The sequence below is a fragment of the Paenibacillus sp. P4_E11 genome (genome assembly GCF_056401635.1).
In genome coordinates this window covers 88,151-110,712 of the sequence record NZ_JBFUIX010000006.1, presented here as the reverse complement: position 1 = coordinate 110,712, position 22,562 = coordinate 88,151, and the positions used below count along the sequence as shown (strand labels likewise).

Here is a 22,562-nt window from a genome sequence, read left to right as displayed (position 1 = left end):
CTTAGTAGTTGTGCTTTGTATATTTAAAGGCAGCCAGTATGGATTATACTAGCAGCATTGAAGCCAAGCCATTACAACCAAATGTAAATATCATTCGCCTGCATTTCCAATTCCGCTTTCTCGAGACTTTCCTGTTCGGTCCCCGCATAGTCCAGCTTGCCTTGACGAAGCTTGGTTGCTGGGTCTACCAGATGCTCCCCGGTTATCAGATCGAATTCCCACCCATGCCAGGGGCATCGGACAATCTCGTTGTCACGCCCAAGCTTATACTCATACACATCAGAGGGCAGGCGCGTTCCGGTAATGACGCCCTTACATACAGGGGCTCCGAAATGCGGGCAAGCGTTGCGCCAAGCGTAATAGTCGCCCCTAACTTTGTAAATGCCGTACTCGGCATTTTTGACTTTGACGATTTTGCACGTACCTTCTACAATTTCCTCTTTATGAGCTACCCAATATTTCTCCATGGATGTGCTCCTCCTGTCCATTAGCCTTTCACGGAGCCGACCAGGGCACCTTTAGCAAAATATTTTTGTAAAAACGGATAGACAAACAAGATCGGTACGGTCGCAACTGTGATTACAGCCATCTTCACGGTATCTGGTGGGATCGAGGACTCCCCTTCAACAGAGCCCTGCTCGACGAAGCCGGCCTGAGAGACCATCACAATTTGTCGGAGCAACACCTGAATCGGCCATTTCGCGGTATCGTTGATATACAAGATGGCATGCATGTACGTATTCCATTGGAACACGGCATAAAACAAAGTTAAAGTGGCAATCGCTGGCAGGGAAAGGGGGATCATAATGCGGAAAAACATACGCAAGTCCCCGCAACCATCCATCTTAGCCGATTCCTCCAGTTCCTCCGGAATGTTCTTGAAGAAGTTGATCATGATGATGAGATAGAAGGCAATAATCGCCCGTGGTAAGATGAGCGACCAGTACGAATTCAGCAGCCCAAGCTCCTTTACGACCAGATAATCCGGAATCATGCCCCCATGGAAAATCATCGTGAACACAATGAGGAACATCATCGCACGACGGAAGTGAAAGCGTCGACGGGATAACGGATAAGCGAATAAGGTTGTGAATAGCAGGCAAATCAGGGTGCCTACGACGGTGATGAATACGGTAATTCCCAAGCTTTTAGGCAGCGCATTCGTGGTGAAGATGTATTGGTACGCCTTTAAGGAGAACTCCGTTGGAACCAACAGAAAATCTCTGGAATTGTACTCGGCTACCGATGCGAATGAGCTCGATATGACATGAACGAACGGGATGATCGTTATTAGGGCAAACATCAGGAGCAGGGTCACGTTGATGATATCAAACAGGTATTTTCCCAAGCCTTTTTCGACCATTAGTAGAGACCCTCCTCCCCGAATTTTTTGGCAATCCAGTTGGCGAACATAACGAGAAGCAAGCCTATGATACCTTTAAATAGTCCGATTGAGGTGGCATAGCTGAGCTGACCATTGATTAAACCGACCCGATACACATACGTATCGAATACTTCGCCGACATCCCGATTCAGAGAGTTGACGAGATTGAATACATGCTCAAAGCTTGTTTCTAGAATATCGCTTAGTTTCAGCAACAGCAGGATGACGATGGTACTGCGGATTCCCGGCAAGGTGATATGCCAGATTTGACGAAAACGACCGGCTCCATCCATTCGGGCTGCTTCATACAACTCGGGACTGATCGCTGCTAATGCAGCAAGGTAGATAACTGTCCCCCATCCCGTATCCCGCCAGATGACCTGTAAAATGTACATAGGCCTGAACATGCCAGGGTCCATCATAATGGAGAATTTGTCGAAGCCCAGTGATGCAATAACGGATTGGAAAATACTTTGTTCCGACTCGAATACGACAAAGAACATGGACACTACCACAACCCAGGACATAAAATGCGGAATATACACGAGCGTCTGAATCGAGCGCTTGAACCATTCTCGACGCAATTCATTCAGCATGAGGGATAGTAGGATCGGTGCAGGGAAGGCAAACACCAATTGGTACACCGATAGTAGCAACGTATTGCGCAGCAGCATGAAGAAATCAGGATCAGAGAAGAGCCGGTGAAAATGCTTCAGCCCTACCCACTTACTCCCGGTAAATCCGGTAAATGGATGGAAATCCTGAAAGGCGATAATAACGCCGCCCATAGGCCAATATTTGAATAAAATAAAATAGAGAATACCGGGCAAGGCCATAATATAAAGCCAGTGATCACGTCGCATATCCTTGAGTATTCTTAGTCTGGATGCATTCACCGGTGATCCCCCTTATGTTAATTTTGCCTTCTGGTGCAACCCGTACAAAGCGGCTGCATTCCCGCCTTGGATTCGGGCGCGGATGTCTCTCGGGAAGGCCGCAAGCGCCAACTTGGGATGATCGAAATCCCAATGCGGATAATCACTGGAATAGAGGATGCGATTCTCTGCCTTGCACATCTGGATGAGCTGTACGAGATGCTCGGGGACGTCAGGCTCCTCGATTGGCTGTGTCGTCAAGTAGACATGTTCCCGGATGTATTCCGACGGCATCTTCTTGAGCCATGGCGTCGTATCCCGCAGCGCTTTGTAGTTCTTATCCATCCGCCACATAAGATGAGGCAGCCAAGCGATGCCGCCTTCGATCGCGACTACTTTCAGTTCGGGAAACTTCTCGAACACACCCTCGCATACGAGGCTATTGATGTGTGCCATATAATTGGTCGGGAGAATGTTATGCCACTCCATGTATCGAGATGGATAGCCGGAAGGGGTGGGTGCACCTGCCAGGCCTCGGCCTTCTGTCCCCGGATGAATCGCAACCGGCAAGCCCAACTTAACTGCTTCCTCATAGATCGGGTGATAAGAGCGATGTCCGAATAGGCGAGTACTGCCGCTGCACATGATGACCTCTACAATATCGGGATGCCCGCCAATGCGCTTGATTTCCTTCGCCGCCGACTGTGGATCCGCATGATTGATCACCATGGCACCTTTATAACGAGGATCTGCTGACAACCAATGATCGATCAAATAATCGTTATACGCGGACACGACCGCATTGCCGTAATCCATATCTGGGTTCAGCGACAGTTCGAGCACATTTTGCCCCGTTAAGATCACGTAATCGAAGCCGTACCGTTCGATATGATCCTTCACCATGAAGGCCGGGTTGCTGCCCGAGGAGCCGCCTTCATCCGGAATCGCATCTCTTCGGAGTACGCCTACCGGACTGTAGTACGGTTGGCCGACACCGGTGCCGCTGCCGATCCATTGCTTATGCCATGGTTTATCTAGATAAGGGAGTAGATCCCGAGGATCTTGAATTCCATTGTGTACATCGGCATCAATCCACATGGTCTTCTTATCGGATTGTGCATCATTGTTCTCCATCTGCTAACACCTCATATCTTCGTGGTTGTTATGGTCTTGCTCCTTATGTTAGCCGGGTGAACACTTACCCACTATAATCAATTCGTGACAGCGCAAAATCCTTGCTATTATAGGTTTTCTCAGGCGAAAATAATCCTTATACGCACACCATGAATCATTACGTGACATGGGACGGAACTAGTAGATCTGGTTGAAGAGGTAGCGGATAGGAGACGTGGCTCGGAATATTCGACGTAGCCATTGCCGAGGAGTACAGACGGAGGGCGATGGAGTTGGGGACGGGCATAACCTTGGACAGGAGTGTTGCTGAGTAAGGCTGTGATTAAGCAAAAAAGGAGCATGGCCAACGAAAACGGTGGCATAGCTCCTTTTTGTGTGTTACGGCCTAGTCGTTATTAATCGTTATAGCTGTAATGCTGCCATTGGTTTTAAAGTCTTGCGTGTAGGTTACCGTAGCCGTTGCAGTCACTGTACCGTTCGGCCCCTTTATGGTCACTGTGGGAGTGGAAGAGTAGCCGGCACCCGGGTTCGTGATCGTTACACCCGTCACAACGCCGTCCGTAATGATTGCGGTTGCGCTAGCCGGTGTCTTGCGCCAAGTATCGCTATTTCTGCCGTTGTAGCGGTAGTAGTTGGATACCTCGTCCAACCGTTCGTTTGTAATCCCGTAGGGAGCAAGAACTTTAAGAAGGGCCGCTTTGTTACGTTGAGCCAGTTCGGCACTTGGCTCGCTATCCAGCCCCGATGGAGTTACTCCGCGAAATGCTTCTCGGAAAACTTCAGTAGGTACCCCAAGGGCAGCGGCGATAAGGACGACCGGCCTGCCATGATCCTCGGGGTCCGTGATATATCCATTGGATAGGACTACCGAATTATCGGTTTGTTCAGGATTATTGCTGTTAGTTGCTGGAGCAGGAGGTGCAGGKGGGCGCTCACCAGGCCGTTCACCAGTGCTGCAGTTCTCTCCTTTTCCTTCACTGCCGCCGACACTTCCTCGCTTGGGGGCTTCTTCTCTATTAGGCGCGGGCTTGTTCGGCTTATTCTTCACCGTCCCGGCTGGTGCATGGGGTTCAACGGGTTCAGCGAACGCTGGGCTCAGGCTGCTTACCGCCATCAGGGCACTTACGGCAAGAACTGCGGCTAACGTACTGGCGATGATGATTTTCTTTGGTTTGTTCATTGTAATCATCCCTTCTCATTAGGTTGGTGTTTCTTGAACCCTATATTACTTGGACTTGGTGAAATTTCGGTGAAAGGACGAAATGTTTCGATTATACTTATTGGACAAAGCGTAATCAGGAATGGGGCAGGCGCATGAAGATCTTATTGGCGGAAGACGATATCCGGCTGGGTGAGCTGACCGCACATATGCTGAAGAAGAAGACCGGCTGTACCGTGGACTGGGTGATGACGGGCAACGACGCATTCGATTATGCGACAGCTTCCAGCTACGATGTTGTCGTGCTGGATTGGATGATGCCGGAAGGGGATGGCCTCGATACGTGCGCCAAACTCCGCAAAGCAGGGTATCTCGGGGCGGTTCTAATGCTGACGGCGAAGGATGCATTACAGGATCGCGTCGAAGGTCTTGATGCGGGAGCCGACGATTATCTGGTCAAGCCGTTCGAGATGGACGAGTTGCTGGCACGCTTGCGAGCACTGATGCGCAGAAGCTTCGTCCCTCTGCAAGAGGATGTAATCCGAATCCGTGATCTGGAGCTGCAGCGTACGAATCAGATCGTCATACATGGCGACCGAGAAATCCAACTATCCCCGCGTGAGTTTCAAGTTCTGGACCTGCTGTTGCTGAATAAGGGACGTACGCTGACCCGCGAGAACATATTGGACAAAGTATGGGGTCTGGATGCCGACGTGAACTTGAAGACGATAGACGCTATCGTGAAATTAATCCGTAAGAAGCTCGAGCCTTCTGATTCGCGGGAGCTCATTCTGAGCGTGAGAGGCGTGGGCTACAAAATTGAAGCGTAACTGGGTGATGGTAAAGAAGCGGTTTCTAGCGGGTGATCTGTTCGACCGGACGCGCAGTAAGCTCACTTTGCAATACAGCGTCGTGCTCATGGTATTTCTCAGTTTGTTCGTCATCGTCGTGTATGCTCTGCTTTATTGGTTCATCTGGAACGATCAGCGAACACGTCTGAATGAACTTGCCAACAGTGAGATTCGTACCTTGCAAACGTGGGTTAACCAAGAAAGTAATCCGAATAGACTTCCCCCGCGCTCCGTAGAGGACGCCTTCTCGATCAGCGCCGACCAATCGTTCTATTACTTACTCGCCAATAATGGGGACATGCAGCTAGGGGATGAGATTCAGCCCGAACTGCGCGCTCAGGTGATGGAGTCTATCAAGAAGGGCGTATTCAAGGGGAAAGGGATCGACAAGATAACATGGCAAATGTTCGACCGCCCAGCCACGGACATGCAGGAACACCCGCAACAAGGGAAGGATGCCAGATTTCTTGTTACCGACCGCGAATTGCTATGGAATGGGGAGCGGATCGGTATCATATATATAGGTAAAGAAGTTACATTCCAGCACGATTTGTTCCGCTGGCTGCTCATTCTGTTGATCACAATGGCCCTTCTTTTCTTTGTTCTAGCCTTATGGCTCAGTCAGATGATGTCGCGTAAAGCGATTATACCGATTGCCACCGCATATGCACGACAACGCGAATTCGTAGCGGATGCCTCCCATGAGCTGCGTACTCCACTTAGCGTCATCTTAGCGTCAATTGAAGCACTCCAGCTCGAAACAAGCATCGATCGCGACCCTTTCTCGAACAGCGTACTTGCCGGCATGAAGGAGGAGGTTAACTCGATTACTAAGCTGACCGGTGGTCTGCTGCAATTGGCTCGTTCCGATTCAGGCGAATTCGTGCTTGATCGTTCCTTGTTCAACCTGAGGGAAGCGGTCGTAAGTGTGACTCATAAGCTCCAGCCATCCGCCCAGGCCAAGGACATCGATATCAAGCTGCATACTCCCGATGAGCTTATGGTGGAGTGGGACGAGGAGAAATTAACGCAATTGCTCGTATTGTTAATCGATAATGCCGTTAAATATACGCCGGATAAAGGATCGGTACTGGTGTCGATTGCTGTCGAGAAGGAGAAAGGGACCCACACCCTCACAATCGAAGTAGAAGACAGCGGTATCGGCGTCTCGGCCGAAGCGCTGCCCCGCATCTTCGACCGCTTTTACCGTCAGGATAAGTCGCGAACACGTCAAACCGGCGGCCATGGACTTGGCCTGGCGATCGCTAAGAACATCGTGGACGCCGCGCGGGGTACTATTCATGTAGAGAGTACGGTCGGCGAGGGCAGTACGTTTAGGGTGCGTATTCCTATGTAACACAATGAATCAGAGTACCAAATACTTGATGAATATTGTCCAGACTCATGATATTATTGGTTCAGAAGGACCACGATCGGGCGAGGGGATAATATGTCAAAAGAACTACTTGTTGCGCATTGTCCTAGATGTGGAAAAGTTTTTCAAAAGAACCTGCGCAACCTATGTATGTCGTGCTCAACTGAAGAAGATCAACAGATTCGAACCATAGAGAACCAGTTGAAACGCAATCGTCATCTAAGCAATAATCAAATCACCGAGTTGACTACTATTCCTGCTCAGAGAATCCGCGCTTTAATACGTAATGGCAAGATTAGGTTATTCGATTATCCGAATTTGACGGATGCATGCGATCTTTGTTCAGCCGCCATTCGGCAAGGGAAATTATGTGTGGCTTGCTCAATGCGAATTCAAGTAGACATTAAGCATGAGCTTGAGCAGTCGAGGCGGAGCACGGAGCGAACGTTCTTCACGAAACACGATCGTTAAAGCAATTCCATGTACACCCACATCCGCAGGAGGATGTGGGTGTCTGCATTGAGCCTAGTGTCATACAGGAGTCAAATTCGTGTCTTCAATGCATGTTCTAACGTTAGTAGGATTTGAGGGTATTCGACTATCAATCTGTGGAAATCCCCCCGTCTAATGGATAAGAGCACCGAAGGTACCAGGGCTCTTACCGTTGCAGTTCGAGGAATATTCTTAAGCAATGCGATCTCCCCGAAGTAATCACCGTCTTGCAGGATGGCTACCATCTGCTGTCCCTTCTCGGGAACATGCTTCAAGATTTCGAACTTGCCGCGAACAATGATGTAAAACTTGTTGCCTTCCTCTCCCTCGTGAACAATGACATCACCCTCTTTGCACGTTTCGGTGAAGAATAGGGTGGCGATATTCTGAAGCAATGACAGCTCGATCTCCTTGAAGAAGGGCAGCTTCGCTAGCCGTTCAACATCCACCGTAGCTTCCAGCCCGTCTTGAGACAGGTGAAATCCATGCTGTTTCTCCCACAGGCTGCTGTAAAGTCCGTTCTGCTGGAGAAGCTCTAGGTGGGTGCCGGATTCCACAATCTGACCTTCCTGGAACACATGAATCGTGTCGGCACTCACAACCGAAGCTAACCGATGGGTAACGGATATAATCGTTGTGTGTGGACGGATTTGTTGAAGCAATTGATTGATATCCGCCTCTGTAGCAGGATCCAGTGCCGAGGTCACCTCATCGAGCAGCAGCAGCTGTGGCCGTCTAAGGAGTGCTCTGGCAAGCGAGATGCGCTGGCGTTCGCCGCCCGACAATGATCCCCCTTCATGATGGATCCACGTATCATATCCCGCAGGCCAGCTAGCGATAACATCATGTATCTTGGCCTGCCGCGCTGCTTCAATCATGTCATCTTCGGTACGTTCACGGTCATCTAGCAGCAGATTATCACGGATCGTGGTGTTGAATAAGAACGTGTCCTGAGTAACCAGAGTGGACAGCCTTCGTAAGGAAGCTTCACTTACGGTGCGCAGGTCATGATTGTTGATCGCAACATGTCCTTGCTTGGGGTCGTAGAAACGGCTCAGCAGTTGGAGCGCTGTGCTCTTACCAGAGCCGCTAGGTCCGACGAACGCGACGTAGCTTCCAGCTGGAATACGCAGACTGACGTCCCGCAATTGATCAGACTCCCCCGTGTAGCCGAAGGTAACTCGATCCATTTGAATAGATTCAATCGAAGACATCTCTACGGGGTTAATCGCTTCTGGAACGCTTGGCTGCTGATTGAAGATTTCCCCAACCCGGCGGAAACTGACACTCGAGTCAATAAGGCTCGGGATCAAGAACGAGAGATTGGACCCTGCCTGACCCACGCTCATGAACAAAGTGAAGAAGGCCATGAAGCCGCCAACGGTCATCTCATCATGGAATATCAAATACCCGCCGAAGCCGATCATAACCCCGTTCAGAATCAATAATACCGTTAGAGGTAGACGCTCCATCAAGGAGTTGGACATGTGCAAGTTGAAGCCGAAGGAGAATAGATCATGAATTTGCTTGCGGGCGCGCTCTTGGAACCTGGACTGCTGGTGCAGGCCTTTAATCGTCCGGTGTCCCTTAACCATCTCGTCGATCGAATTGGAGAAGCGCTCTTGGGCTTCTTTATAATTCACATTAGCGGTTTCCGCGCGATTCTGTAACAGCCGGGGACCAACGAACATCAGCGCGGAGCCGACTAGTACGGCTAGCGTGAGCTTCCATTCGATAGAGAACAACATGGTGAGCCCAAGCAGAATGCTCAACGTCTCTTTCAGGAAGAAGGGTGACACAAAGCGAACGACTCTCTCCATAGAAGCCATATCCGCTGCGAAGCGAGTGACAAGGTCGCCGACTTTGTATTGTTGATAGAACGGAAGCGATTGCAGCTGCAGGTGGGCGAACAGATCGACTCTCAGCTTCCGAACGACCTCACCGCTCAATTTGCCAAGTGAGTAGTCCCCGCAAGCGCTAGCTACAATGTTGACGAATCCGCCGCCGAGCAGAATACACAATATAATAACGAACACCTGGAAGTCCTTAGGCGTAAAAGCCTCGTCCACCAAGTATTTCAGGCTCAATGGCGCTGCCACCACATAGGCGACTTCTATGAAGATACTGATCAAGAAGACGCTGAACAATAGTTTATGACGAGTAAAATGGCGAAGCAATGTGTGGATGAAATTCAGTGTAATCGCCGCCTTCCAATATTACTAGATTACTGTAGTTTCTTGAGGCTGTAAACGGATTTAGGGTGTAAAAAAGGGAGGCGGCGGATTTTGCTATTCCTACAGATTTGATGATAAACTTGGGTTAAGAATCCAACGAGGGGGTTATCTATGTCTATCGTCCCGAGCTTATTAGAGTTTAATAAACAATTTGTTGAAGAGAAGCGGTATGAAGATTACTTAACGGATAAGTTCCCGGATAAGAAGGTTGCGATCCTCACTTGTATGGATACACGACTGAGTGAACTGCTTCCCAGGGCATTGGGATTTAAAAACGGGGATGCGAAGTTTATAAAAAATGCAGGCGGGATATTGACTCAGCCATTCGGCAGCGCGATGCGCAGTATTCTGGTAGCCGTGTACGAATTGGACGCGCGAGAGATCATTGTGATCGGTCATCACAGCTGCGGTATGATCGGGCTAGATGCGATGGGCATGGTGAGCAAGTTCGCCCAGTATGGGATCGACCCGTTGGTTATAGAGACGCTTGAAAATTCCGGCATCCGCATGGAGAAATTCCTAAAAGGGTTCGACCGCCCGGAGGAAGGCGTCATGCACAGTGTCAGAATGATTCGAAGGCATCCGCTCTTTCCGGAAGCGGTCCCTGTTCATGGATTCGTCATCGACCCGGAGACAGGGGCGCTGGAGGTCATTGTGGTGGATTATAGAGAGTAGTGAAAGAGGACCCGAGAACTCAAACTCGCCAGGGTCCTCTTTTTCACTTTCCACGTGTACCGAGTGATAATGTCCAACCCTAGACGACTTCGAACGCATCCTTGTAACGCTCGAAATCCGCTGTTCGGCATTCCAACCGCATCCGCGTACCCTCAGGCTCGTAACTGGTGGACTGCACATGAGCATGCTCATTGAAGTACGCTACCAGCCGTCCCTGATCGAACGGAATCAGAATTTCACACTCCATGTAGTCTTGGAATATACGGGAGCGGATAAGCTCGATAAGCTCGTTCAAGCCGCTCCTTTGCTTCACGGACATATACACAGTGTTGTCTTCCGTGCGAGGATATGCATGCTCAGTCTGATCGCACTTATTGTAGGCAAATATCGTCGGAATGTCATGGGCGCCCAGCGCTTTCAGCGTCTCGTTCGTGACGGCGATCATGTTCTCGTAATCGGCGTGGGCGTAGTCGACGACATGGACGAGCAAGTCGGCTTCGGCGACTTCTTCCAGCGTGGAACGGAACGCTTTCACCAGATGATGAGGGAGCTGGCTGACGAAGCCGACCGTATCTGTGAGCAGGAATGATTTGTGGTCGGGAAGCTCGATACTTCGAACCGACGTTTCCAATGTAGCGAACAGCATATCCTTGGCGAACACTTGCTTGGTGGTCGTAGGATCGTACGTTTCCATCAGAGCATTCATCAAGCTCGATTTGCCTGTATTCGTGTACCCGACGAGACAGACGACGGGCACCTCATTCTTCCGGCGCTGCTTGCGTTGCACTTGGCGTCGGGCTACGAGCTTCTCCAGCTCCGCCTGCAGCGCTGTAATCCGCTCTTCGATGCGTCGGCGATCGAGCTCGAGCTTCGTCTCGCCGGCACCCCTATTCTTGAGGCCGGATCCGCCGCCCTGTCTGCCGAGCGAAGCGCGCAGCCCGACCAGCCGGGGCAGCATGTACTGCAGCCGGGCGACTTCCACTTGGAGCTGAGCTTCCCGCGTCTGAGCGCGTTCCGCGAATATATCCAGAATGAGCAGTGTGCGGTCCATGACCGTCACTTCCAGCGAGGCTTCCAAATTGCGAATCTGCGATGGCGACAGCTCGTCGTTGAAGATGACGATCGGTGCCTCGTGCCCTTCCAGCAGAGCGCGCAGCTCCTGAATCTTGCCGGTTCCGATATAGTGGGATGGATTGACGCGGGTTGCTTTCTGCGTCAACTCATCGACTACATCGAGGTAACAGGCGGAAGCCAGATTACGCAGCTCCTGCATGGAATAGTCGAAGTCGGACTGCTGTTGCAGGTGAACGCCGACGATAATCGCTTTTTGTTGCGGTTGTTCCATATTTCATCATCCTCCATTGGTCCATCTAATGTAAAACAAAAAAACACAGGCAGATGTGCCTGTGTCACAGTTACGCGTGAGGGGACTCGGAGAAAAAGGCCGCTCCCAGCGAATGAACGACGACAATGCCTCCAATAGAGACACTTCTCTCCAGCTAGCCCGACGTGTCGCGGCTAGGCGCTATTCCATTCGCTATGAGTATTCCGTTCTAAAGGTAAATACGACAAGGGTCGTTCTCAACGAACCTCGACGTATCCAAATATTACTGGGGTACCTTCATATGGACAGACCAAATCTGAGTCCTCTGCACACAGGCAGAGCTTCGGCGCTATTCAATTAGCTGCGCAAAGACTTAACTCGGATAAAGTCTATCACACGTACCCCTCCGTTCCTGAAAATTAGCTCCAGTATATCATGCCCGCAAGTATCGGTGCAAATGGTCTGATCCTAGCATCTGGTAACATCAGCTGACAATCCCTTGCTTGTCCCGCGCTTCTTCCTCCAAGCAGCCCATGTCAACCACATGTAGAATAGTATGATTGTGAGGCTCATATCGCCGGCGATATAGGTGGCTGCCTCGGCATGTTGAATGGTAATAGCGGTGAAGATCAGCACGAATAAATTGTGTGTCGTGTGCAACATCGATGCGGTCCAGACACTGCCGGTACGCAGGCGTAGCTCGCCGATTACAGGAGCAAGAAAGATCGTGCTGGCCAAGGTTAAGGGCAGAAGCAGCCATAGATTCTCACCATCGTGGTAGGTGGTTGTATTCAGGATGATCGGGAAATGCCATACCCCGTGAATGAGTCCATTGAGCAGCATCGCCTTGCGCTTGCTCATGCAGCCGAGCATGAGGGGCAGCAGATAGCCGCGCCAGCCTAGCTCCTCGCCCATGGATTCCATTAGCACGGTTTTCACATAAAGAATGACCATTAGGAGTGGGAAGATGCCCCAGCTATATCCTTCGAAGTCACTTCCGATTACCAAGGAAGACAACCCGGTTATCCAGACCAAGCCAAAACCTGCGGCAAGCGGAAGGATCGGAACAAGTAGCGCGAACCCCCATCCTTTCATTCCGAGCTTGTGAAGGCCAAGCCTCCTCCAACCAGCCCGCGTATATCCGTCCCGGGTTACGATGAGCATCATTATTAACACGGCTAACGCCGGTGTCATCATATACACGAAACCGATGATTCCTGGAATATAACTGAAGGCGACAGCTAAGAACAGAACGAGCAGTGTAAATACGATTGTTTTGTGCGAATCTTTCATTGTAGGAAACATACATGCACGGCACCTTTACTAGTGGAGTTGGACTTACTTCTCTACAGTACCGGAATAAAGTCATACCCACGTAGTGACAAGAAGCGAACTATTATAATTAGCCGAAAGTCACTATGCCCTATGACTTTTGTTCGCTACATTATAGAGACGTATAGACGACAGTCCGACATAGATTTCACAAGGGGGATAGCTTATACTGACTAAAAACGGGAAAAAGGCTGTGACTCGCTTGGTTTCGCTTCAACACCCACGGCATTGGTTCGACTACATTGTGTTCGGTTTTCGTATGGTATGGTGTGTGCTTGGCATCTACAATCTTCAATATAGTGTGGGAGCAAGCAGCATGTGGTTCTGGCTGGGTCTAACCGGATACCTCCTATCCAGCTGTGTACCGGTTATCCTCTATCTCTGGAAGCAAGTTCCTCGCTACATCCCAGTCTTGGCTGAGCTGCTCATTACGGGTGGACTCTATACCTTGCTTCCGGAGGTCGAGGAATCCGTGTTCGCCTTCTTCCAGGTTCCTGTATTGACGTTAGGTTATATGTGCAGGAACTGGCATGCGCTGTGGGCGGTTGTTGCCATCTGTCTATTGCCTGTCTTAGTATCTGGCGGGATACCGGATATGCCGCGCAGAACGTTCATCGACGGGGAAGCCAATCTAGCGATTTTATTCGGCATCGGATTCTGCTTCCAGAAGCTGGTGACGTCCTATCAACAAATCAATGGCATGTATGGCATCATCCAGGAGCAGAATCAGACGTTGGAGGTGTACGCCAAACAAATCGAGCGTCTGACCTTGGCTGAGGAGAGAAACCGCTTGTCACGGGATCTGCATGATACGGTCGGGCATACGTTCACCACAACGATCATGGGTATGGATGCTGTCTATTATTTGATCGATCAATCGCCCCAAGAGGCGAAGAATAACTTGCGCGAGCTGCTGCACGTGACGAGGGACGGATTGGATGAGGTGCGGCAACATATTCACCAAATCGCTTCGGATAAGGACAAACAGTCACTAGCACCAACGCTAGAGCAGATCGGGAGTGAGTTCGCCTTGCACACTGGAACCCAAGTCGATCTCGATACCGTCGGTGCCGAGTACCCGGTTTCGGAGCAGGTCCGTCTGACGTTCATTCGCTGTTTGCAGGAGTCTCTGACGAATGCGAAGAAGCATGGCCGGGCTTCCCGTGTGAAGATTGAACTTGCGTTCGAGCCAGAGATGATTCACTTGCGGATTGCAGATAACGGAACCGGAGCCGCGGCGCTGACCATGGGTTTCGGATTGCAGACGATGACCGAGCGGATGGCGAATCTGAACGGAACGCTCCAGATCAGTTCCAGTCCTAGTGGGGGAACGGTCATCGAGTGCACAGTGCCGATCATGCAGCAAGTCATGATGCAGATGAAACGAGAGGGGGCATGAAGGTGGAGAAGATCAGGGTGTTCATAACCGAGGATCAGGATTTGATCCGCAAAAGCTTAGGCATCGTCCTAGGCATGGCGGACGATCTGGACATCGTCGGTATGGCTGAGAATGGGAAGGTGGCCGTCGAGCAAGTAGAGACGCTGCAGCCTGATGTAGTGCTGATGGATCTCCACATGCCCATTATGGATGGTGTAGAGGCGACCACGATCATGAAGCAACGTTGGCCAGCGGTCAAGGTGATCGTGTTGACCACCTTTCAGGAGGTGCAATGCGTCATATCGGCCTTGAACGCAGGGGCGGAGGGCTACATTCTGAAGGCGATTGATCCGTTGGATCTGGCCGGCGCGATCCGGCTCGTACACCGCGGCGAGACGATGATCACGCAGGAGGTCGCCCGTGCCTTGTTCTCGCGTACGATGACGGAGCGGGAAGGAACGCCGTCTCCGCCGCAGGCGAAGGAGGCTGAATACGGGCTGACCGATCGCGAGCTGCAGGTGCTGCAGTATATTTCCGACGGGCTGGCGAACCGCCACATCGCGGAGCGGATGTTCCTGTCAGAGGGAACAGTGAAGAATTATATTTCGAGCATCTACTCGAAGCTGAATGTACATAATCGTGCTTCCGCCATGCGTAAAGCCTCGGAGGAAGGGTTATTCTAGACGATCCCGCGGGCAGCGGACGAGGATTCCACACTTCTATGATAGGAGCAAAATGTACATGAAGCTTAGCCAATTGGAAAATCACATCTCCGAAATTATGCTCAAGCGAGGCGAAGAGTACCGCAAGAATGGGCATATCCTCGCCCTGGAGGAAATCAAGAGCGGAGTGTACGCAGCAGAAGTAGAGGGCAGTGACCTGTACGAAGTTGAGATTAGTCTCAATTCAGACGGTCTGGTCGTGTATTCGGATTGCGATTGTCCTTACGATATGGAGGCGATATGCAAGCATCAGGCTGCGGTTCTCCTCGAGCTTAGGTCCAGGCTAGCTGCAAGTAAGCCATCATCCCAGTCATCCTCTCAGACGACGGCTAAAGGAAGTCTTGCCGATCAATTAGCCACGCTGGAGAAGCAGCAGCTAGTCGACTTGCTACTGCAATATGCGCAGGATTTCAAGGAAGTTAGACAGCGGTTAGACTTGCATTTTACGGAACCGGACGGGAAAGAGGAACTGAAGCTGTTCGTGAAATTAATCCGGACGTATGTGAAGGAGAACTCAGAACGTGGCGGTTTCGTTCCCTACCGGAATGTCTCTCGTGCGGTAACTGGTGCAGAGATGGTGCTGGAAAAGGCGGTTCAGGCTCAAGAAGAAGGAAGTGCTCTGCGTACGGTTAATATCAGTATTTGTGTCCTGCATGAGATGATAGAGCTGATTAGCGCGTGCGATGATTCGGACGGTATAGTGGGCGGTATGATTGAGGAGTGTCTGGGGCTAATCGATCAGACTGCTCAAGTCGTGGATACGATCCCGGCCGAAGAGAAGCGAGTGCTGTTTCGGATGCTGTTGAAAGAAACTCAATTTGCCGGGTTTGAAGGTTGGGATGAATGGCAACTATCGGTACTGGAGAGCGCCGCTCATCTAGCTGACAATGTGGAAGCTCGTCAGGAATGGGAGCAATGTGCGGCCAAGTTAGAGGCGAACTACGACAGCAAGGATCGGTATGGGTCATATGCTAGAGAGAAGTTAGCCTTGCTGCGCTACCGGCTCATTCAGCTCCACGATGAGGCGGAGAAGGCCGATGACTACTTGTTAGCCAACCTGGACCACACGGAATTTCGCGAGTTGGCAATTAAGCAGGCCATTCAGGAGCAGCGGTATGAGGAAGCGCTTCGATTGGCAGGAGAGGGAGAAGCGCACGACGCCGAGAGAAGATTGCCGGGTCTTGTGATCAAGTGGGAGAAATATCGCTATGAAGTGTATCAGTCAACTAGCCAACATGGGCAGCAACGGGTGTTAGCGGAGAAGTTCGCATTAAGTGGCGAATATGCTTACTATTTGCAACTGAAGGGGTTGTATTCTCCACAAGAATGGCCCGATGTGTTTAGTCGAATTTTGTCGGAATTGGAGAAGAGGGACAGTTGGCACACAGAATCGCTATATACCCGATTGCTGATCGAAGAGAGTGAGACCGAGCGGTTACTGAGATATGTGGGCAAACATCTGTACATCGTCACTCAGCATTACTCGCATTTAATAACCAAGTATCCCAATGAAGTGTATGAATTGTTCCTGCAGCACATTGCTGCAACTTCGCTCCAAGCGTCCGACCGGGGTGGGTACAAGAAAGTATGTCAAATTATCCGTGAATTGATTAAAGCCGGGGGAGATCAGCAAGCGAGAGAAGTTGTCCAGCAATTGAAGATGAAACACCCTAATCGACCTGCTATGTTGGATGAGTTGAGCCAAATCAAATTCAAGCCGACCAAGTGAGGCCGGCCTGAATGGTGATAAGCGACTCTATAGGCTATTTGTCACCGGATTTTTTGCCCTTCTTGTCAGAAGTGCGGGTGTGCGTGTTCTGGGCGGCATGCCCTTGCTGTTTGGCCAATTCGAATCCCTCCTTTATTAGGGGCTTTCCTATATCGTTTGTTGAACCCTGACTCCCTATTCGTACGTATTAATTAGTATTCACCTTGAGCGAATGGGATAGGATGCAGTAACGCATCATAATTAGGAGGGTTGTGCCGATGGAACAGTCGAAATATGAGAAGCATTTTACAGATGAAGGATTCTGGGCCAAGCTCAAGAAATATGCGAAAGTGGCCGGTATGAAAGTGGTGTACAGCGGCTTATTGCTCTATTACGCTTTGGAGAGCCCCAAGACGCCTTTGCGGGCCAAAATACAAATTTATGGAGCGTTAGGGTATTTAATCCTTCCTATCGATTTGGTTCCGGATTTATTGCCAGCCGTTGGTTACGTCGATGATTTGGGTGCATTAGGGTTGGCATTGGGGGCGACGGCTATGAGTATCGACAGCCAAGTGAAGGAGAAGGCCAAGGCCAAGATGAACGATTTTTTCGGAGAAGAAGCACTGGACAATCAGGATATTATTGATATCGATGCACAGATCATGGAAGAGAAGAAGGAGAATGGTGCTGCTTCCTCGGATTGAAACTTGTCGAATGGGCTGATATATAAATTCTTTCAGGCTGATAAAAATGATCGTTGGAGAAAATGTCGGAAATGAATGCGAGATTTGAGATTAAGGTATAGAATGAGAGTATTGTGTCGACGGCAGTTTTGAGACAACATGTGAAGTTTTTCACTTATAGTAGTACAACGAAAAACGCATGGCGATCTTAAATGGATGCTTGACTACGAAGTGTTCGCTGCAACCAGACAACATCTATGCACTAAGGAGGAATGAAGAAATGTCAGTATCAACTGTAGAAAATGTAGCACAAGAAACCTCAGTCGCAGCAATAACTGGTAAGCCTGATGTGCTGGATCAATTGTTAAAGCCAGAGCTGCAAGAAGCGTTAACGGTGCTGGTGGAGCAACTGCCGAAGCTGGCCGAGATGATGACCTTGCTTACGAAGACGTATGACTTGGCGCAAAAAGTGACGGCAGACCGCGTTCTGATTCAAGATATGGTGGGTGGCCTGAAGGAAGTCGTGAAGCCGCTTGAAGAGAAAGTGAAGGGGTATGCATCGGCAGCGATTGAGGCGAGTGATCGCGCTGAGCAAAGCGATGCTACGATTGGCCTGTTCGGCATGCTGAAGCTGCTGAAAGATCCGGAATTGCAAAAAATGTTGCGGTTCAGCCAAGCGTACCTGGATATTCTGGGCGAACGGAAGAAACAAGAGTAGTTTCACTCATATTCAAGAACGGGGGATGAACATGAAAAAGCAAATTATTATATTAGGCGCTGGCTATGGCGGCCTATTAAGCGCTCTTTCCGCACGTGCGAACATTTCGGCGGCGGAAGCAGACATCACCATCGTGAATCGCGTAGGCTCTCATCAGATTATTACCGAACTTCATCGTCTGGCAGCAGGTAACGTGGCTGAGAAGGCTGTTGCCCTGCCGCTTGAGAAATTGTTGAAGGGCAAGCAAATCAACATCAAAGTCGGCACAGTGCAATCGATCGATGTAGAAGCACGCAAAGTCGTCTTGGACGACACCACCTACTATCGCTACGATACACTCGTACTCGCACTGGGTAGTGAGACGAACTACTTCGGTATCCCAGGACTTCAAGAAAACAGCTTGACCCTGAAATCGGTCGTGGACGCGAACCGGGTGTTTAAGCATGTGAAGGAACGCATCAGCGAATACAGCAAGACGAAGAACAAGGCAGATGCGACCTTCATTATCGGCGGAGGCGGCCTCACGGGCGTCGAGCTTGTAGGTGAACTGGCGGACGAGCTTCCAGGCATTTGCCGTGAGAACGGCGTGGATTTCGCTGAAGTCTCGCTGTACTTGGTTGAAGCAATGCCTACCATCCTGCCTATCTTCTCCGCTGATCTGATCGAGCGCGCTGTAACTAGCCTCGAGAATCGCGGGGTGCAGTTCCTCACCGGACTTGCGATTACAGAAGTGAACGGGGCGACTGTCAGCTTGAAGGATGGCCGCACGATTGATACGAACACCTTGGTGTGGACGGGTGGCGTTCAAGGCAACTCCTTGGTCGCGAACTGTGGCATCGAAGTAAACCGTGGACGCGCAACTGTGAACGAAGCGCTGCAATCGGTCTCCCACCCAGACGTATACCTGGCTGGCGACTGTGCCGTCGTATTCGGTCCGGAAGGCCGCCCATATCCGCCAACCGCACAATTGGCTTGGCAGATGGGTGAAGTGGTCGGCGCTAACATCGCGGCTGCTTACAAAGGCTCCCCAAGTGTTGGCTTCAACCCGGTATTCTCCGGTACGCTCGCTAGTCTGGGCCGCAAAGACGGCATCGGCACGATCGGCGAATCCGGTATTAAGCTGAAGGGTACACCAGCCTCGTTGATGAAGAAAGCGAGTAATGCTCGCTATCTGACTCACATTGACGGCTTGTTTTCACTCGCTTATTAAGATTGATTTGATAAAAACCGCCCTGGCTGTAGTTAGCCAGGGCGGTTTTTTTTGGGGTGGAACCGGAGGTTCCCTCTTTTAACTGCTAGGGCAAGGTTCATAAGGTGATTTCACTCTATTGGGCTGAAAAGTGCTGAAATCGAATGGGACAAGAGAAATAAGATGATCAAACAGTGTTAATTTGTGAGTTTCGCTCATTCGAACAAAATAAGGTGATGAAACAACGCTATGGGCCACTAACAGAACTCAACAACCAAGGACCCGGCTACTGGCCGAGGCTTCGGAGAGCGAGCGTCCGTTATGTGGGTTATTAAGTCGAGCAAAGCCGCGGAGAGGGAGCGACATCCCGATATTAGACTAGCGGAACCGTGTAAGTGAGAAGAACGACAAGTCATCATCGAGCGTACCGGTCATGATCCACTCACACAGGGTGCGGCCGATGGCGCTCGCGAACTTGAAGCCGTGACCCGAGAACCCGGCTGCGATGTACACATGCTCATACTCGGGATGACGATCCAGGATGAAATGCTCGTCCGGCGTTCGCTCATAACTACACACAGCGCCTCGGAGCAGCGGTCCGGCTGCACGAGGCATGTGCCTGCTGAGGAACGAGCGGAGCTCTGCCTCGTCGGCATGATGCGTGCCGAACGGCTGCAAGGGTTGGGATGGGGCGATTGCTTCGCCACCGTCGTGGCGCCCCACCTTCACCCCGGCACCGGAGAAGGAGGGGAAGCCGTACAATTCGCCCTCGGGCCCCTCGTAATTGAAGGCCGGGAAGCAGTTGGAGGCGTACAGGAGGTCATCTGCCTCGAACCACGCCACTGACTTGCGAATCTTCGTGACAGGCAGCGTGAGTCCGGGCAGAAGCTGGCTGCAACTTGCTCCAGCTGTCAACAGTAGACGGTCCGCGTAATAGACGCGACCTGCAGCGTGCACAGACACGCGGTCAGAAGCGAGCTCGATCCGACTCACAGGAGCGTTCGTCACGACGGTCGCGCCGCATTGCTCGGCCAGCCTGCGATACGCGTGGACGCAAGCTTCGCTCGCGAGTACGCCGCCATCAGGCTCGAACAGGCCGCCGTAATGGTCGGGCAAGCGAATCCCGGGCCAAGTCCGGCGAATCTCGTCTGTATCCATGGCAGCCACATTCAGCCCGAATCGCTCCGCGTAGGCTAACTTGCCTCGATACGAGGTGGAGTCGATCGGGTACATATTCAGTACACCGATCCGCTGTAACAGGGGAACACCGGACAGCGACTCCAGCTCGCGCCAGCCCGCGTCGGCCAGGAGCGCCAGTCGGACGTAGACGGGATCCGCGCTGTAAGCGTGCCGGAATATGCGGGTGTCGCCGTGATGACTGCCGTGTTCGTGCGGCGGGTCGTAGGCGTCGATCATCAGGACAGATTGTCCAGCCCGCACAAGCTCGAAGCCAGCCGCCCCGCCCATAATGCCGGCGCCAACAAGGATACTATCGAAATGTGGGTTCATGGCCCGTCCTCCTGCTAGTCCAGTTGTGCTAAGCTCAATCCACCCATGCCTGCGGATGAGCATCCGCTACTAGCTTAACCGCAGCCGCATTGGACGCGACTTGCCCTGGGTCCTTGCAGCCCGGGATGACCGTCGTGACGGCAGGATGCGCCAAACACCAGGCGAGCGCCCAGCTCGCCATCTCGACATCCGCAGGCACTTCGTTCGCGCGGATCTCTTCTACCTGGCGCAGCAGCTGCTCGCGCTTCAGCGCGTCATGTCGGTGGCGCACATCGTCACCTGCGAACGCGGCGCCCGGCTTGTACTTACCGCTCAGGTAACCGCTCGCGAGCGGCACTCGTGCCAGGACACCGAGGTCCTGCTCGATGCAGGAAGGGAACACTTCCGCCTCAGGGACGCTGTCCAGACGATTGTAGACGACTTGAATTGCGCTCGCGCCGAATTCAGTGGCCCTTGATGTCTGGTGCACGTTGGCATTACTGCCGATGGAGATGCCGAGGTGACGGATTTTGCCGGCGATTACTTGCTTATCGAGCATCGTCCACAGCTTGTCATTGTCGAATCGCTCATCGGCTCCGGAATGAAATTGATACAAGTCGATGTACTCGGTCTGAAGCGAGCGAAGGGAGGCATCCAGCTGCAGCAGCACTTCATCCGGTGACCAACGGTCGGTCCGATCGAAATTATGGTTGAAGTGATGCCCGAACTTCGTGGCCACGATCCAGTCTCCGCGCCGATGGCGAGCGAGATAATCACCAATAAACCGCTCCGACGTATGGTCGCCGTAGCACTCCGCGGTATCGATCAGATTCACACCCAGCTCGTTCGCCTTATCCAGAATGGCATCTGCCTCACTCTGCACATAAGTTCGACCCCATTCGCCACCGAATTGCCAAGTGCCAATCCCGACCACGGAAACGCGCAAGCCTGTCTTGCCCAATCTTCTGTATTTCATGGTCATCCCCCTCCGTTATTCGAAAAATTCCTATATCGCGATTGTATCCCTCGAACGAAGATCAAGCAAGTTCCACGGGTGGCGTTCTCGCTCCGCTACAGGACGCTGGAAATGAATTTCAAGATGGACAGAGGGATCTTCGAGCCCAATTCCGTCCGGGTGAAGGGGCTTAGCGAAGTGTTGCGCTAGGCCTAAGTTGCACGATAACGACCGGACGCTGGAAGCGCATTCAAATATGTGAAAATCGTGTTATGAACCCCTGATGATTCTGTTACGTGTCTCAGGGATTCCTTTTATATACTGAACATGCAAAGCCCAATAAAGGGATATGGGGATGAGAGAACCATAATGTCCAGCCCCCCGGTCTTTGCTTGCATCCTGGCGAGGAGCGTTCGCTTCATTGCCTTAGAGGCCATTGGGTAGATCTTCAGTTATTGCATCATTACGCCGCATATGGCTTGGGCAACCAAAGAAGCCAGAGGGCGCTTGCTGGATACGGCAGTAAATAATCTGGTTCAATTTATAGAAGGTAAGCCTGTGAACGTGGTGCATGGAAAAATATCCTGAAGGACGCGATGACTTGGGATGAAGTTTACGACCTAGTCCAAAAAACAAAATAAAACGGTCGGTTCAGAGAACCGACCCATTGTAAAAGGAGTACTTATCAGAATTGCATTAGATGAATACACCGCGCAAAATAATGACTAACAGAATAAAGAGCACAAGAATGATCCCGATGCTAGAAAATCCTCCACAAGAAAATCCGACGCCACCTATTCCTCCACAAGATGATCCAACGCCACCTACAAATCCCATATGTTCTCCTCCTTTTGATCAAGATAATGTAATTTATGAAGGAGGAGCC

At 51.3% G+C, this 22,562-nt stretch carries 20 protein-coding genes; 9 read left to right on the top strand and 11 right to left on the bottom strand.

What is annotated here, in order from left to right:
* Nucleotides 1-71: 71 nt before the first annotated feature.
* From AC1DWB_RS04640 to AC1DWB_RS04620, 5 genes are all read right to left on the bottom strand, one after another.
* Entirely contained in the window at nucleotides 72-467 is a 396-nt protein-coding gene (locus tag AC1DWB_RS04640; protein WP_477539862.1) for a Rieske (2Fe-2S) protein, read from the bottom strand.
* 20 nt (nucleotides 468-487) lie between these two features.
* Nucleotides 488-1,363 carry a carbohydrate ABC transporter permease gene (locus tag AC1DWB_RS04635; RefSeq protein WP_477539861.1) on the bottom strand — a complete coding sequence of 292 codons (876 nt, stop codon included), beginning with the start codon at nucleotides 1,361-1,363 and terminating at the stop codon, nucleotides 488-490.
* Nucleotides 1,363-2,247, bottom strand: a complete 885-nt coding sequence (locus tag AC1DWB_RS04630; RefSeq protein WP_477539882.1) for an ABC transporter permease — start codon at nucleotides 2,245-2,247, stop codon at nucleotides 1,363-1,365. Before AC1DWB_RS04630 ends, AC1DWB_RS04635 begins: the two co-directional genes overlap by 1 nt.
* A gap of 45 nt (nucleotides 2,248-2,292) precedes the next feature.
* Entirely contained in the window at nucleotides 2,293-3,393 is a 1,101-nt protein-coding gene (locus AC1DWB_RS04625) for an amidohydrolase family protein (RefSeq protein ID WP_477539860.1), read from the bottom strand.
* 385 nt (nucleotides 3,394-3,778) lie between these two features.
* A complete protein-coding gene (locus tag AC1DWB_RS04620) occupies nucleotides 3,779-4,573 on the bottom strand; it encodes a hypothetical protein (RefSeq protein WP_477539859.1) in 795 nt (264 codons plus the stop codon).
* A 134-nt stretch (nucleotides 4,574-4,707) separates the two neighbouring features.
* On the opposite strand from AC1DWB_RS04620, the gene AC1DWB_RS04615 reads away from it, so the two are divergent.
* Together AC1DWB_RS04615 and AC1DWB_RS04610 are read left to right on the top strand one after the other, a co-directional pair.
* A complete protein-coding gene (locus AC1DWB_RS04615) occupies nucleotides 4,708-5,382 on the top strand; it encodes a response regulator transcription factor (protein ID WP_477539858.1) in 675 nt (224 codons plus the stop codon).
* Nucleotides 5,372-6,760, top strand: a complete 1,389-nt coding sequence (locus AC1DWB_RS04610; protein ID WP_477539857.1) for a sensor histidine kinase — start codon at nucleotides 5,372-5,374, stop codon at nucleotides 6,758-6,760. Before AC1DWB_RS04615 ends, AC1DWB_RS04610 begins: the two co-directional genes overlap by 11 nt.
* Nucleotides 6,761-7,320: 560 nt before the next feature.
* Here the strand turns inward: AC1DWB_RS04610 and AC1DWB_RS04605 are convergent.
* Nucleotides 7,321-9,402: an ABC transporter transmembrane domain-containing protein gene (locus tag AC1DWB_RS04605; RefSeq protein ID WP_477539856.1), complete on the bottom strand. Its 2,082-nt coding sequence runs from the start codon at nucleotides 9,400-9,402 to the stop codon at nucleotides 7,321-7,323.
* A gap of 213 nt (nucleotides 9,403-9,615) precedes the next feature.
* On the opposite strand from AC1DWB_RS04605, the gene AC1DWB_RS04600 reads away from it, so the two are divergent.
* On the top strand, nucleotides 9,616-10,179 hold the full coding sequence (locus tag AC1DWB_RS04600; protein WP_477539855.1) for a beta-class carbonic anhydrase: 564 nt from the start codon (nucleotides 9,616-9,618) through the stop codon (nucleotides 10,177-10,179).
* A 79-nt stretch (nucleotides 10,180-10,258) separates the two neighbouring features.
* On the opposite strand, the gene hflX is transcribed toward AC1DWB_RS04600, so the two are convergent.
* Together hflX and AC1DWB_RS04590 are read right to left on the bottom strand one after the other, a co-directional pair.
* On the bottom strand, nucleotides 10,259-11,524 hold the full coding sequence (gene hflX / locus AC1DWB_RS04595; protein WP_477539854.1) for a GTPase HflX: 1,266 nt from the start codon (nucleotides 11,522-11,524) through the stop codon (nucleotides 10,259-10,261).
* A gap of 447 nt (nucleotides 11,525-11,971) precedes the next feature.
* Nucleotides 11,972-12,808: a CPBP family glutamic-type intramembrane protease gene (locus tag AC1DWB_RS04590; RefSeq protein WP_477539853.1), complete on the bottom strand. Its 837-nt coding sequence runs from the start codon at nucleotides 12,806-12,808 to the stop codon at nucleotides 11,972-11,974.
* 343 nt (nucleotides 12,809-13,151) lie between these two features.
* Here AC1DWB_RS04590 and AC1DWB_RS04585 point away from each other — a divergent pair, with 343 nt between their 5' ends.
* The 6 genes from AC1DWB_RS04585 (at nucleotide 13,152) to AC1DWB_RS04560 (ending at nucleotide 19,254) form a co-directional block, all read left to right on the top strand.
* The gene (locus AC1DWB_RS04585; protein ID WP_477539852.1) at nucleotides 13,152-14,234 is read left to right on the top strand and encodes a sensor histidine kinase; all 1,083 of its coding nucleotides are present in this window, start codon (nucleotides 13,152-13,154) and stop codon (nucleotides 14,232-14,234) included.
* 2 nt (nucleotides 14,235-14,236) lie between these two features.
* A complete protein-coding gene (locus AC1DWB_RS04580) occupies nucleotides 14,237-14,896 on the top strand; it encodes a response regulator (protein WP_477539851.1) in 660 nt (219 codons plus the stop codon).
* Between the two features lie 58 nt (nucleotides 14,897-14,954).
* Nucleotides 14,955-16,664, top strand: a complete 1,710-nt coding sequence (locus AC1DWB_RS04575; protein ID WP_477539850.1) for an SWIM zinc finger family protein — start codon at nucleotides 14,955-14,957, stop codon at nucleotides 16,662-16,664.
* Between the two features lie 257 nt (nucleotides 16,665-16,921).
* Nucleotides 16,922-17,347 (top strand): YkvA family protein, encoded by a 426-nt coding sequence (locus AC1DWB_RS04570; protein WP_477539849.1) that lies wholly within the window; start codon nucleotides 16,922-16,924, stop codon nucleotides 17,345-17,347.
* Between the two features lie 259 nt (nucleotides 17,348-17,606).
* Complete coding sequence (locus AC1DWB_RS04565) at nucleotides 17,607-18,044, top strand: DUF1641 domain-containing protein (RefSeq protein ID WP_477539848.1); 438 nt, start codon at nucleotides 17,607-17,609, stop codon at nucleotides 18,042-18,044.
* Between the two features lie 31 nt (nucleotides 18,045-18,075).
* Entirely contained in the window at nucleotides 18,076-19,254 is a 1,179-nt protein-coding gene (locus AC1DWB_RS04560; protein WP_477539847.1) for an NAD(P)/FAD-dependent oxidoreductase, read from the top strand.
* Nucleotides 19,255-19,611: 357 nt separating this feature from the next.
* Here AC1DWB_RS04560 and solA read toward each other — a convergent pair whose 3' ends face one another.
* The 3 genes from solA to AC1DWB_RS04545 form a co-directional block, all read right to left on the bottom strand.
* Complete coding sequence (solA, locus tag AC1DWB_RS04555; RefSeq protein ID WP_477539846.1) at nucleotides 19,612-20,742, bottom strand: N-methyl-L-tryptophan oxidase; 1,131 nt, start codon at nucleotides 20,740-20,742, stop codon at nucleotides 19,612-19,614.
* Nucleotides 20,743-20,776: 34 nt separating this feature from the next.
* Nucleotides 20,777-21,697, bottom strand: coding sequence for an aldo/keto reductase (locus AC1DWB_RS04550; RefSeq protein ID WP_477539845.1), 921 nt, complete (start codon nucleotides 21,695-21,697; stop codon nucleotides 20,777-20,779).
* A 675-nt stretch (nucleotides 21,698-22,372) separates the two neighbouring features.
* Nucleotides 22,373-22,513: a YjcZ family sporulation protein gene (locus AC1DWB_RS04545; RefSeq protein WP_477539844.1), complete on the bottom strand. Its 141-nt coding sequence runs from the start codon at nucleotides 22,511-22,513 to the stop codon at nucleotides 22,373-22,375.
* Between the last annotated feature and the right edge of the window lie 49 nt (nucleotides 22,514-22,562).